Here is a 12,358-nt window from a genome sequence, read left to right as displayed (position 1 = left end):
GCGCGAGGTCGCGCGACACGACGACGAGACGGAGAACCAGGTGCGCATCGGACTTCTCACCGGCGGAGGCGACTGCCCCGGCCTGAACGCGGCCATCCGGGCCGTGGTCAAGCAGGGGACGGGGGAGTACGGGCACACCATCATCGGCTTCCGCAACGGGTGGCGCGGCGTCGTTGACGGCGACGTGCACCCCCTCGGGCGACAGGACATCCGCAACGTGCTGCCGGTGGGCGGGACCCTGCTGGGCACCGCGCGCTTCCACCCGAGCGCCGAGGACGGCAGCATGGAGGCCGTGCTCGCGACGGTGGAGGCCGAGCGGCTCGACGCCGTCATCTGCATCGGCGGCGACGGCACGCTGCACGCCGCGAGCAAGGTCGCCGAGGCGGGCGTGCCGATCGTCGCGATCCCGAAGACGATCGACAACGACGTCGAGGGCACCGACCTGTCGATCGGGTTCCACACCGCGGTGAACATCGCGACGGAGGCGATCGACCGCGTGCACACGACGGCCGAGAGCCACAACCGCGTCATGGTCGTCGAGGTCATGGGCCGCCACGCCGGCTGGATCGCCGTGAACGCGGGCATCGCCGGCGGGGCCGAGGTCGTGCTCGCGCCCGAGCAGCCGTTCGACATCGAGCAGGTCGTGAAGTTCTTGCGGCACCGGCACCGCGCGCACGCCAACTTCTCGATCGTCGTGGTCGCGGAGGGCGCGGTCCCGCGCGAGGGCTCGTCGATGGAGTTCACGCAGCAGCTCGGTCGGTTCGGCGAGATCGTCGCGGGCTCCGTGGGAGAGCGCGTGAGCGCGGAGATCGCGCAGCGGACCGGGTTCGACACGCGGCTCACGGTCCTCGGGCACGTGCAGCGCGGCGGGGAGCCGACACCGACCGACCGGATCCTGGGCAGCAGGTTCGGCGTCGCGGCGGTCGACGCGGTGAGCGCGGGGACCTCAGGGGTCATGACCGCGCTGCGCGGCGAGCGGGTCGAGCTCGTGCCGCTCGCCGAGGTGGCCGGCCGACCGAAGCGCGTCCCCGACGAGCTGCTGCGGGTCGCACGCGTCCTCGCATGAGGCGCGGGTCCGCGTTGACCCGCAGGGCCGGGCCCGGATAAGGTGGACGGCGGTGCATTGCGCCCGCCGTCACGCCGAGCTCGACGCTACAGCGTCGTCCGGCCCGGTGGTGGGGTCGCGCACCGCGAAACCCTACCCGCTCAACTTCACCTGTCCGCATCGGAGCATCGAACTCAATGACCATCTCTACCCCCGCGAAGTCCGCACCCCAGGTTGCCGTCAACGACATCGGCACCGAGGAGGACTTCCTCGCCGCCGTTGACGCGACCATCAAGTACTTCAACGACGGCGACATCGTCGAAGGCACGATCGTCAAGGTGGACCGCGACGAGGTCCTTCTCGACATCGGCTACAAGACCGAGGGCGTGATCCCCTCCCGCGAGCTGTCCATCAAGCACGACGTGGACCCCGGTGAGGTCGTCAACGTCGGCGACGCGGTCGAGGCCCTCGTCCTCCAGAAGGAGGACAAGGAAGGCCGTCTGATCCTGTCCAAGAAGCGTGCGCAGTACGAGCGCGCCTGGGGCACGATCGAGAAGATCAAGGAGGAGGACGGCGTCGTCACCGGCACCGTCATCGAGGTCGTCAAGGGTGGGCTCATCCTCGACATCGGCCTGCGTGGCTTCCTCCCGGCCTCCCTCGTGGAGATGCGTCGCGTCCGCGACCTCCAGCCGTACGTCGGCAAGGAGATCGAGGCGAAGATCATCGAGCTCGACAAGAACCGCAACAACGTCGTCCTGTCGCGTCGTGCGTGGCTCGAGCAGACGCAGTCGGAGGTCCGCTCCACCTTCCTGCAGACGCTGCAGAAGGGCCAGGTGCGCCCCGGTGTCGTCTCCTCGATCGTCAACTTCGGTGCGTTCGTGGACCTCGGCGGCGTCGACGGTCTCGTGCACGTCTCCGAGCTGTCCTGGAAGCACATCGACCACCCCTCCGAGGTCGTCGAGGTGGGCCAGGAGGTCACGGTCGAGGTCCTCGACGTCGACTTCGACCGCGAGCGCGTCTCCCTGTCGCTGAAGGCGACGCAGGAGGACCCGTGGCAGACCTTCGCCCGGACGCACGCCATCGGCCAGGTCGTGCCGGGCAAGGTCACCAAGCTCGTCCCGTTCGGTGCGTTCGTGCGCGTCGAGGACGGCATCGAGGGCCTCGTGCACATCTCCGAGCTGGCCGTGCGCCACGTCGAGCTGCCGGAGCAGGTCGTCAACGTCGGTGACGAGGTGTTCGTCAAGGTCATCGACATCGACCTCGAGCGTCGCCGCATCTCGCTGTCGCTCAAGCAGGCCAACGAGGGCGTGGACCCGGAGTCGGACGACTTCGACCCCGCGCTGTACGGCATGGCTGCCGAGTACGACGAGCAGGGGAACTACAAGTACCCCGAGGGCTTCGACCCGGAGACCAACGAGTGGCTCGAGGGCTTCGAGACGCAGCGTGAGGCCTGGGAGGCGGAGTACGCGAAGGCGCACGAGCGCTGGGAGGCGCACCGCAAGCAGGTCGCCGAGGCCGTCAAGGCCGACATCGACGCCGCGTCGGGCGACTCGGGTCCGTCGTCCTCCTCGTCGTCCTCGTCCTCGTCGTCGTCCTCGTCGAGCAGCACGTCCTACTCGTCGGCCCCGGCCGCCGAGGCCACGGGCACGCTCGCCTCGGACGAGGCGCTCGCCGCGCTCCGCGAGAAGCTCACGGGCAACTGATCCCGTGATGTCCCGCCCTCGGGCGGGACGTCGACGAGTCGACGAAGGCCCGCCACCCCTCGGGGTGGCGGGCCTTTCGCCGTGCCCCCGCGGCCGTTCCCGCGCCGGGCGGGGGGACGAGCGCGGCGGTCCGGACGTCAGACCGCGGTGGTCTCTCGCTCGACCGAGGGAGACGTCGCCGGCCGTTCGGGCGAGTCCGCGAACTGCGTGCGGTAGAGCTCGGCGTACCGGCGGCCACGCGCGAGCAGCTCGTCGTGCGTCCCCGTCTCGACGACCCGGCCCGCGTCGAGCACGACGATGAGGTCGGCCTCGCGAACCGTCGACAGCCGGTGGGCGATGACGAGGGACGTGCGCCCGCGCAGCGCCTCGGCGAGGGCGGCCTGGACCGCGGCCTCCGACCCCGAGTCGAGGTGCGCCGTCGCCTCGTCGAGCACGACGAGGTGCGGTGCCTTGAGGAACACACGTGCGATCGCGAGCCGCTGACGCTCGCCGCCGGACATCCGGTAGCCGCGGTCGCCGACGACGGTGCCCGTCCCCGACGGCAGGGCGGCGACGACGTCCCACACGTGCGCGCGCCGCAGGGCGGCCTCGAGCTCGGCGTCGGTCGCGTCGGGCTTGGCGTACCGCAGGTTCTCCGCGATCGTGTCATGGAAGAGGTGCGCCTCCTGCGTGACGACGCCGACGGCGTCGTGCAGGCTCGCCTGCGTCACGTCGCGGAGGTCTCGACCTGCGATGCGGACGTCGCCGGCGGTGGGGTCGTACATGCGCGTGACGAGCTGCGACACGGTCGTCTTGCCGGCGCCCGACGAGCCCACGAGCGCGACCATCGCTCCCGCGGGGACGGAGAAGGACAGGTCGTGCAGCGTGTCGGAGGTCGCGTCGGCACCCTCGATCGCGACCGACTCGAGGGAGGCGAGGGAGACCTCGGACGCGCTCGGATAGCGGAAGGTGACGCCGTCGAGCTCGAGGCTCGCGCCGTGCCGGGCGATGTCCTCGCCGAGGTCGTCGGCGTCGTCCGCGTCGGTCACGGTCGGCTCGAGGTCGAGCACCTCGAGGACTCGCTCGAAGCTCACGAGCGCCGTCATGACGTCGACCTGGACGTTCGACATCGCCGTCAACGGACCGTAGAGGCGCCCGAGGTAGGCGGTGAGCGCGACCACGGTGCCGACGGTGAGGGAGCCCGAGATCGCCATGACGCCGCCGAGGCCGTAGACGATCGCGACGGCGACCGACGCGACGACGGTGAGGCCGACGCGGAACACGGTGCCGTACATGGCCTGCTTGACGCCGATGTCGCGGACGCGGCCCGCCTGGGTCGCGAAGCGGGACGACTCCCGGGCCGGGTCGCCGAAGACCTTGACGAGGTGCGCTCCGGCGACGTTGAACCGCTCGTTCATCGTCTGCGCGGCCTCGGCGTTGAGCTCGTAGCTCTCGCGCGTGATCGCCGCGAGGCGCTTGCCGACCCAGCGTGCGGGGAGGACGAACGCCGGCAGGAGGGTGAGCGCGAGGAGGGTGAGCTGCCACGACATGGAGAGCATCGCCGCGAGGACGAAGACCACCGTGAGGAGGTTCGAGAAGACGTTCGACAGCGTGGACGTGAACGCCTGCTGCGCGCCGAGGACGTCGCCGTTGAGGCGCTGGACGAGCGCCCCCGTGCGGGTGCGGCTGAAGAACGCGAGCGGCATGCGCTGGACGTGGTCGAAGACGGCGGTGCGCAGGTCGACGATGAGGCCCTCGCCGATGCGCGAGGAGAACCAGCGCTGCACGACGCCGAGGCCGCCCGACAGGATCGCGATCCCCGCGGCGACGAGGGAGAGCGTGACGACGACGCCGACGTCGCCGTCCACGATGCCGTCGTCGATGATCCGCCGGAACAGCAGTGGCGTGACGGCGCCGGCGGCCGCGTCGATCGAGATGACGACGAGGAACGCGGAGAGCTGGCGCCGGTAGGGCCGCGCGAACGTAAGGACGCGGCGCAACGTGCCGCGGTGCAGCCGTCGTGACGCGACGGAGGAGTCCTGGCGGAACGAGCGCATGCCGCGCCCGCCGCCGGAGCCGGGAAGGGAAGAGGTGAACGACATGGGGCCTCCTGGACGGGGGAGGGGCGCGATCGTCCGCGGCGACGTGTCGGCCGGCAGGCGGGCGCGGGTCTCGTGGACCGCTCGCGCGGACGTTGGTGAGTCTAACTCACAATGAGTCGGGTGCACAAGCGTGGTGATCGCGGGTACGCTCGGCGGCGTGACGAGCGATGCGAGCGCGCGCCCTGCGGACGGCGTGACGACCAACGACCCGATCCCCTCGATCGACGAGGCGGGCGAGTTCCTCTCGCTCCTGCACGCAGCGCTCCGCACGGTCCGGCGCGAGGCGAGCGAGCGCCTGGAGCCGGCAGGCACCACGCCCGGCCAGTTCCGCCTGCTGCGGTTCCTCGCCCGGTGCGACGGGCCGTGCCGGCTCGGAGCGGTCGCGTCGGCGCTCGACGTCGCACCCCGCTCCGTGACCTCCAAGGTCGACGACGCCGAGACGGCCGGGCTCGTGCGCCGCGCGCCCGACCCGCACGACCGGCGGGCGACCCTCGTCGAGCTCACGGTGCGCGGACGCGAGCTCGTCGAGCAGGTCGGGGCCGAGCGCTCGTCGAGCGCGGGCACGTTGCTCGCGCGCCTCGACGACGCGGAACGCCGCGAGCTGCTGCGGCTCCTGCGTGCCGTCGCCGGCGAGGGTGCCACGCACTGATGCTCTGTCCGCCGAGCGCCCGCCGGGTGCCGGCTCGTGCAGGCCCGTGCGACGGCGCGCGAGAGCCGTGACTGGCAGGATGGGCCCATGTTCCGCATCGGCTTGACCGGAGGTATCGCGGCGGGGAAGTCCGTCGCGCTGGAGCGCTTCGCCGAGCTGGGCGCCGTCGTGATCGACTACGACGGACTGGCGCGGGAGGCGGTCGCCCCCGGGACGCTCGGCCTCGACGAGGTCGTCGAGGCGTTCGGACCGGCTGTGCTCGCCGCGGACGGCTCCCTCGACAGGGCGGCGCTCGGTCGTCTCGTGTTCGCGGACGACGCCGCGCGCGAGCGCCTCAACGCCGTCGTGCACCCCGAGGTCCGCCGGCTCGCTGCCGAGCGCGAGGCCGCGGCGGGCGCCGGGGACCCCAGGGCGGTCATCGTGCACGACATCCCGCTCCTCGTCGAGACCGGCGACCCGTCGCACTTCCACTGCGTGGTCGTGGTCGACGCGCCGCTCGAGGCCCGGCTGCGCCGGCTCGTGGACGGCCGCGGGCTGGGCGAGGACGAGGCCCGCGCCCGCATCGCCGCCCAGGCCGACGACGCGACGCGCCTCGCGGTCGCGGACGTCACCCTCGACGGCGGTGGCTCGCCGGACGCCCTGCGCACCCAGGTCGACGCGTTCTGGGAGCGCGTGCGCACGGAGGTCGACGCCGAGGCGACGGCCGAGCTCGAGGAGCACCAGGCGTGACGGTGCTCGTCACCGGGTTCGAGCCGTTCGACGGCGCGGCGACCAACCCGTCCTGGGACGTCGCCGCCCGCCTCGCCTCGTCGGGCGAGGACCTCGTCGGCGCGCACGTCGTCGCGGCCCGGCTGCCCGTGACCTTCGCGGGTGCGTGGCCCGCGCTCGAGGCGGCGGTTTGGCGGCACGAGCCGCGCGTCGTCGTCGCCCTCGGCCTGGCCGGCGGCAGCGCCCGCGTGCGCCTCGAGCGCGTCGCGATCAACGTCGTCGACGCGCGCATCCCCGACAACGCGGGCGCAGCGCCCGTCGACGTCCCGGTGGTCGACGGCGGTCCCGCCGCCTACTGGAGCGGCCTGCCCCTCAAGGCGTCGCTCGCCGCGCTGCGCGACCTCGGGCTCCCCGCCGAGGTGTCGAGCACGGCCGGGACGTACGTGTGCAACGCGACGTTCTACGCCCTCATGCACCACGCGAGCGGAGCGCCGGGGCTCCGTGCCGGGTTCGTGCACGTCCCGGAGGTGGATCGTCTACCCCTCGAGGGCCAGGTGCGTGCCGTCGCGGTGGTGCTGCGCACGGCGCTCGCGGGCGCGCCCGAGCCGGCGCTCGCGGCCGGGACGGAGAGCTGACGGGCACGCTCGCTCCTGGCAGGGCCCGCGTGTGGGTGGTCGGACGTACGGTGGCTCCATGCGTCCTGTGACCGACCTCCAGCGAGCCGCCGCCCCCTTCGAGGTGATCTCCGAGTACTCGCCGTCGGGCGACCAGCCCACGGCGATCGCGGACCTCTCCCGGCGTGTCCGCGCGGGGGAGAAGGACGTCGTGCTCCTCGGCGCGACGGGCACGGGCAAGTCGGCGACGACGGCCTGGCTCGTCGAGGAGCTCCAGCGTCCCACGCTCGTCATGGCCCCCAACAAGACCCTCGCCGCGCAGCTCGCCACGGAGTTCCGCGAGCTGCTGCCGAACAACGCCGTCGAGTACTTCGTCTCCTACTACGACTACTACCAGCCCGAGGCGTACATCGCGCAGACGGACACCTACATCGAGAAGGACTCGTCGATCAACGACGAGGTCGAGCGGTTGCGGCACTCGGCGACGAGCTCGCTGCTCACGCGCCGGGACGTGATCGTCGTCGCCTCGGTCTCGTGCATCTACGGCCTGGGCACGCCGCAGGAGTACGTCGACCGCATGGTCCGCCTCGACGTCGGCATGCAGGTCGAGCGCGACGACCTGCTGCGCCAGTTCGTGACGATGCAGTACACGCGCAACGACATGGCGTTCACGCGCGGCACGTTCCGGGTGCGGGGGGACACGGTCGAGATCATCCCGGTGTACGAGGAGCTCGCGATCCGCATCGAGTTCTTCGGCGACGAGATCGAGAGCATCCAGACCCTGCACCCGCTCACGGGCGACGTCGTCCGCTCGGTGCCGAGCATCCACGTGTTCCCGGCCACGCACTACGTCGCAGGCCCGGAGCGCATGGAGCGGGCGATCTCCTCGATCGAGGCGGAGCTCGCCGAGCGGCTCGACGAGCTCGAGACCCAGAACAAGCTGCTCGAGGCCCAGCGGCTGCGCATGCGCACGACGTACGACATCGAGATGATGCGCCAGATCGGGACCTGCTCGGGCATCGAGAACTACTCGCGGCACATCGACGGCCGTGAGGCCGGGACGGCGCCCAACACGCTCCTCGACTACTTCCCCGAGGACTTCCTGCTCGTCATCGACGAGTCGCACGTCACCGTGCCGCAGATCGGCGCGATGTTCGAGGGCGACATGTCGCGCAAGCGCAGCCTGGTCGACCACGGCTTCCGGCTGCCGAGCGCGATGGACAACCGCCCCCTGCGCTGGGAGGAGTTCGTCGAGCGCATCGGCCAGACGGTGTACCTGTCGGCGACGCCCGGCGACTACGAGCTCTCGATGTCGGACGGCGTCGTCGAGCAGATCATCCGTCCCACCGGGCTCGTCGACCCCGAGGTCGTGGTCAAGCCCACCACGGGGCAGATCGACGACCTGCTGCACGAGATCCGCGAACGCGTCGAGCGCGACGAGCGCGTGCTCGTCACGACGCTCACCAAGAAGATGGCCGAGGACCTCACGGACTACCTGCTGGAGAAGGACGTACGGGTCCGGTACCTCCACTCCGAGGTCGACACGTTGCGGCGCGTCGAGCTCCTGCGCGAGCTGCGCCTCGGCCAGTACGACGTCCTGATCGGCATCAACCTCCTGCGGGAGGGCCTCGACCTGCCCGAGGTGTCGCTCGTCGCGATCCTCGACGCCGACAAGGAGGGCTTCCTGCGCTCGCCCAAGTCGCTGATCCAGACGATCGGGCGCGCGGCGCGCAACGTCTCCGGCGAGGTCCACATGTATGCGGACCGGATCACGGCCGCGATGGCCGCGGCGATCGAGGAGACCGAACGACGCCGTGAGAAGCAGGTCGCGTACAACCTCGAGCACGGGGTCGACCCGACGCCGCTGCGCAAGCGCATCTCGGACGTCACCGACATGCTCGCGCGCGAGGACGTCGACACGGCAGAGCTCCTGGCGGGCGGCTACCGGCAGCCGGGCAAGGGCCAGAAGGGCAGGGCCCCCGTGCCGGGCGGGCCCAAGGAGGGCGCGACGGCGGGGAACCGGCTCGCGGGGGCCGCCGCGAGCGACCTCGCGGACCTCATCCAGGAGCTGAGCGACCAGATGCACGCCGCGGCGGGCGAGCTGCAGTTCGAGCTCGCCGCGCGACTGCGCGACGAGATCTCTGGACTCAAGAAGGAGCTGCGGCAGATGCAGGCCGCGACGGCGTAGCGGCAGGCCCGGCGTCCGCGCGACCGGTCCGGACGGAAGATCTCGCGCCCTGTGGACGTTGTGACGGTCGGTGCCGGTGTGGCCTATGCTGGCACCTCAGCGAGGGGGAGTATTCCCAAGCGGTGATGTCGTCATCACGGTCGGCGCAGTCGTCGGCCCGGTGTCACCGGTCCCGCAACCACCAGCCCGCGTCCCGTGCGGGTGCGCGTGGCGGTGCGTGGCGGAAGAGACCTTCGGTACTCAGTGCTACGTGCCGGAGGTTTCTGCATGGACGTCCCCGTCTTGGTCTGGATCGTCACCGTCGGCGTCATCCTCGCGATGCTCGCCGTCGACTACGTGGGGCACGTGCGCACGCCGCACGCCCCGAGCCTGCGCGAGGCCACCCGCTGGTCCATCGCTTACGTCGCGATCGCGCTCGTCTTCGGCGTCATCGTGTGGATCGTGTGGGGCAGCACCTACGGCGGCGAGTACTTCGCCGGGTACATCACCGAGAAGAGCCTGTCCGTGGACAACCTCTTCGTGTTCGTCCTCATCATGACGAGCTTCCGGGTGCCGCGGCTCTACCAGCAGAAGGTGCTGCTCATCGGCATCACCATCGCCCTCGTGCTGCGCACGATCTTCATCCTCCTCGGCGCCGCGGTCATCGAGAACTGGGCCTGGGTCTTCTACATCTTCGGCGCCTTCCTCATCTGGACCGCGATCGCGCAGGCTCGCTCCGGCACCGACCACGACGAGGAGTACAACGAGAACGCCCTCCTGCGTCTCACGCGCCGGCTGTTCCCGACGACGGACTCGTACGTCGAGGACCACATGACGACGAAGATCGACGGCAAGCGCTACATCACGCCGATGCTCATCGTCATGATCGCGATCGGCAGCGCCGACCTGCTCTTCGCCGTCGACTCGATCCCCGCGATCTTCGGCCTCACGCAGGAGACCTACCTCGTCTTCGCCGCCAACGCGTTCTCGCTGCTCGGCCTGCGCCAGCTCTACTTCCTCATCGACGGGCTGCTCGACCGGCTCGTCTACCTCAACTACGGCCTCGCCGCGATCCTCGGCTTCATCGGGATCAAGCTCGTCATCCACGCGATGCACACCAACGAGGTGCCGTTCATCAACGGGGGCGAGCACATCACCGCGATCCCGGAGATCTCCACGCCCGTCTCGCTGGGCTTCATCCTCGTCGTCCTCACCGTCACCACGGTCGCGAGCCTCGCGCGCTCGCGGGCGGACCAGCGTCGTGAGGACGCTCGCATCGAAGACGGTTCTTGATGGTCCACGAGCTCCCGCTCTGGTTCGAGTGGGCATCGCTGTCGGCGCTCGCGGTCCTGCTCGTCGTCGACCTGTTCGTCGTCGGCCGCCGCCCGCACGTGCCCTCGATGCGCGAGAGCGCCCTGTGGGTGGGGTTCTACGTGGCGCTGGCCCTCGTGTTCGGGGCGATCGTCGGCGCGGTGGGCGGCGCGGCGCCGGCGGGAGAGTTCTATGCCGGGTGGCTCACCGAGTACAGCCTGAGCGTCGACAACCTCTTCGTGTTCGTCATCATCATGGCGAGGTTCGCGGTGCCGCGGGACCAGCAGCAGCGCGTGCTCATGGTGGGCATCATCGTCGCGCTCGTGCTGCGCGGTGCGTTCATCCTCGCGGGCGCCGCGATCATCGCGCAGTTCGTCTGGGTGTTCTACCTGTTCGGCGCGTTCCTCGTGTACACGGCGATCAAGCTCGTCGCCGGCGGGGACGAGCCGGAGGAGTACCAGGAGAACCGCGCCGTGCGGGCCCTGCGCCGCGTGCTGCCGCTCGGGACCCGGTACGACGGCGGTCGCCTGCGCACGGTCGAGGACGGCAAGCGGGTCTTCACGCCGCTGGTGATCGTCTTCCTCGCGATCGGCAGCACCGACCTGCTGTTCGCGTTCGACTCGATCCCGGCGATCTTCGGGCTGACGCAGGACCCGTTCATCGTCTTCACGACGAACGTCTTCGCGCTCATGGGTCTGCGCCAGCTGTACTTCCTGCTGGGCGGCCTGCTCGAGCGGCTCGTCTACCTGCCGATCGGCCTCGCAGTGATCCTCGGTTTCATCGGCGTCAAGCTGATCCTCGAGGCGCTGCACGAGAACACGCTGCCGTTCATCAACGGCGGCGAGCACATCGAGGCCGTGCCGACCGTGCCGATCTGGCTCTCGCTCGTCGTCATCATCGGTGCTCTCGCCGTGACCACGGTGGCCAGCCTCCTGCGCACCCGCGCGTCGCGATCCGCGGACGGGTCACCTGCCGCACCGTCGCAGGACGCCGGTTCGACGACGGAGGCCGAGCCGACGCCGGTCGACACGGTCACGGGAGCGCCCGTGGACGCGGCGCTCGTCGGTCGTGAGACGCCCGCCGAGGGAACGTCCGGCGAGGACGACCGCACGCCTCGCTAGCACCGCGCCTTGCCGTGCCTCCTGGACGAGCGAGGCACGGTCCGCGGTGCCGGCGGGTTTCGTCAGGGTGTGGTGGCCGCCGGCGACCGCGACGAAGGCCGGCGTGTGGCAGGGTGGCCACGTGGCTGGACTCTCCGACCTGCGAGGTCGACGCGCCGTCGTCACGGGTGCGGCGTCGGGGATCGGCCGAGACCTGGTGCTTGAGCTCGTCCGCCGGGGAGCCCATGTCGCCGCCTGCGACGTGAACGGCGACGCGCTTCGTACCGCGGTCCGTCGGGCACAGGCGATCAACACCGGCGTCACGGTGACGGCGCACGTGCTCGACGTCGCCGATCGGGACGCCGTGCGCCGGCTCCCGCAGGACGTGGCCGAGACCCACGACTGCGACTCCGTCCATCTGCTGTTCAACAACGCCGCCACCGTCGGGGGGACGTCCTTCGTCACCTCGCCGCCCGACGAGTGGGAACGCACCTTCGCCGTCGCGTGGGACGGCACTTATCACTGCACCCGCGAGCTCCTCCCGATGCTCCTGGCCGCAGACCGGGGCGCCGTGGTCAACGTAGCCTCGGTCAACGCCCTCTGGGCGAGCCTCGGCACGCGCTCCCCGCACACCGCGTACTCTTCGGCGAAGTTCGCGGTGCGCGGGTTCACCGAGTCGCTGATCGTCGACTTCCGAGCGAACGCGCCGCACCTCTCCGCGGTCCTGGTCCTGCCCGGGCACGTCCGGACCGGCATGCCGGCACCGCTTCGCACGTGGCGGCGCGCTCTCGGTGCGCTCTTCGCCGACTACCAGCCGGTGTCGAGCGCCTCGGCAGCGACGACGATCCTGGACGCCGTCGCCCGCGGCGACTGGCGCGTGGTCGTCGGCGCCGACGCGGAGGCGGTCGACGAGCGCGTCCGGGTGGACCCCTGGACGGCGTACGACTGAGCGGAACCCACCCGGAAGGAGCCGCCTGGGA

Annotated in this window: 10 protein-coding genes; 9 read left to right on the top strand and 1 reads right to left on the bottom strand. The window is 71.0% G+C overall.

Annotated elements, in window-relative coordinates:
- The first annotated feature begins 40 nt into the window (after window positions 1-40).
- Together AC4H2H_RS02330 and rpsA are read left to right on the top strand one after the other, a co-directional pair.
- Complete coding sequence (locus tag AC4H2H_RS02330; protein WP_494369207.1) at window positions 41-1,066, top strand: 6-phosphofructokinase; 1,026 nt, start codon at window positions 41-43, stop codon at window positions 1,064-1,066.
- 176 nt (window positions 1,067-1,242) lie between these two features.
- A complete protein-coding gene (gene rpsA, locus AC4H2H_RS02325; protein WP_494369206.1) occupies window positions 1,243-2,748 on the top strand; it encodes a 30S ribosomal protein S1 in 1,506 nt (501 codons plus the stop codon).
- A gap of 137 nt (window positions 2,749-2,885) precedes the next feature.
- On the opposite strand, the gene AC4H2H_RS02320 is transcribed toward rpsA, so the two are convergent.
- Window positions 2,886-4,829: an ABC transporter ATP-binding protein gene (locus AC4H2H_RS02320; protein WP_494369205.1), complete on the bottom strand. Its 1,944-nt coding sequence runs from the start codon at window positions 4,827-4,829 to the stop codon at window positions 2,886-2,888.
- Window positions 4,830-4,986: 157 nt separating this feature from the next.
- On the opposite strand from AC4H2H_RS02320, the gene AC4H2H_RS02315 reads away from it, so the two are divergent.
- The 7 genes from AC4H2H_RS02315 to AC4H2H_RS02285 all read left to right on the top strand — a co-directional run bounded on the left by AC4H2H_RS02315 (window position 4,987) and on the right by AC4H2H_RS02285 (window position 12,327).
- Window positions 4,987-5,478, top strand: coding sequence for a MarR family winged helix-turn-helix transcriptional regulator (locus AC4H2H_RS02315; protein ID WP_494369204.1), 492 nt, complete (start codon window positions 4,987-4,989; stop codon window positions 5,476-5,478).
- Window positions 5,479-5,565: 87 nt separating this feature from the next.
- Complete coding sequence (coaE, locus tag AC4H2H_RS02310) at window positions 5,566-6,207, top strand: dephospho-CoA kinase (protein WP_494369203.1); 642 nt, start codon at window positions 5,566-5,568, stop codon at window positions 6,205-6,207.
- Window positions 6,204-6,821: a pyroglutamyl-peptidase I gene (locus AC4H2H_RS02305; RefSeq protein ID WP_494369202.1), complete on the top strand. Its 618-nt coding sequence runs from the start codon at window positions 6,204-6,206 to the stop codon at window positions 6,819-6,821. Before coaE ends, AC4H2H_RS02305 begins: the two co-directional genes overlap by 4 nt.
- A 58-nt stretch (window positions 6,822-6,879) precedes the next feature.
- Complete coding sequence (uvrB, locus tag AC4H2H_RS02300; protein WP_494369201.1) at window positions 6,880-8,988, top strand: excinuclease ABC subunit UvrB; 2,109 nt, start codon at window positions 6,880-6,882, stop codon at window positions 8,986-8,988.
- Window positions 8,989-9,255: 267 nt separating this feature from the next.
- Entirely contained in the window at window positions 9,256-10,260 is a 1,005-nt protein-coding gene (locus AC4H2H_RS02295) for a TerC family protein (protein ID WP_494369200.1), read from the top strand.
- Window positions 10,260-11,399: a TerC family protein gene (locus tag AC4H2H_RS02290; RefSeq protein ID WP_494369199.1), complete on the top strand. Its 1,140-nt coding sequence runs from the start codon at window positions 10,260-10,262 to the stop codon at window positions 11,397-11,399. Before AC4H2H_RS02295 ends, AC4H2H_RS02290 begins: the two co-directional genes overlap by 1 nt.
- A 121-nt stretch (window positions 11,400-11,520) precedes the next feature.
- Window positions 11,521-12,327 carry an SDR family NAD(P)-dependent oxidoreductase gene (locus AC4H2H_RS02285; protein WP_494369198.1) on the top strand — a complete coding sequence of 269 codons (807 nt, stop codon included), beginning with the start codon at window positions 11,521-11,523 and terminating at the stop codon, window positions 12,325-12,327.
- Window positions 12,328-12,358: the final 31 nt, after the last annotated feature.

It is taken from the genome of Cellulosimicrobium sp. BMG9.22, assembly GCF_059159975.1.
Note: the sequence above shows the minus strand (reverse complement) of the source record. Positions and strands in the feature narration are given on the sequence as shown.

Bases quoted from the DNA above. Each gene is read 5' to 3' on its own strand.
- rpsA (WP_494369206.1), top strand. From the start codon at position 1,243: ATGACCATCTCTACCCCCGCGAAGTCCGCACCCCAGGTTGCCGTCAAC.
- AC4H2H_RS02320 (WP_494369205.1), bottom strand. From the start codon at position 4,829: ATGTCGTTCACCTCTTCCCTTCCCGGCTCCGGCGGCGGGCGCGGCATG.
- coaE (WP_494369203.1), top strand. From the start codon at position 5,566: ATGTTCCGCATCGGCTTGACCGGAGGTATCGCGGCGGGGAAGTCCGTC.
- uvrB (WP_494369201.1), top strand. From the start codon at position 6,880: ATGCGTCCTGTGACCGACCTCCAGCGAGCCGCCGCCCCCTTCGAGGTG.
- AC4H2H_RS02295 (WP_494369200.1), top strand. From the start codon at position 9,256: ATGGACGTCCCCGTCTTGGTCTGGATCGTCACCGTCGGCGTCATCCTC.
- AC4H2H_RS02290 (WP_494369199.1), top strand. From the start codon at position 10,260: ATGGTCCACGAGCTCCCGCTCTGGTTCGAGTGGGCATCGCTGTCGGCG.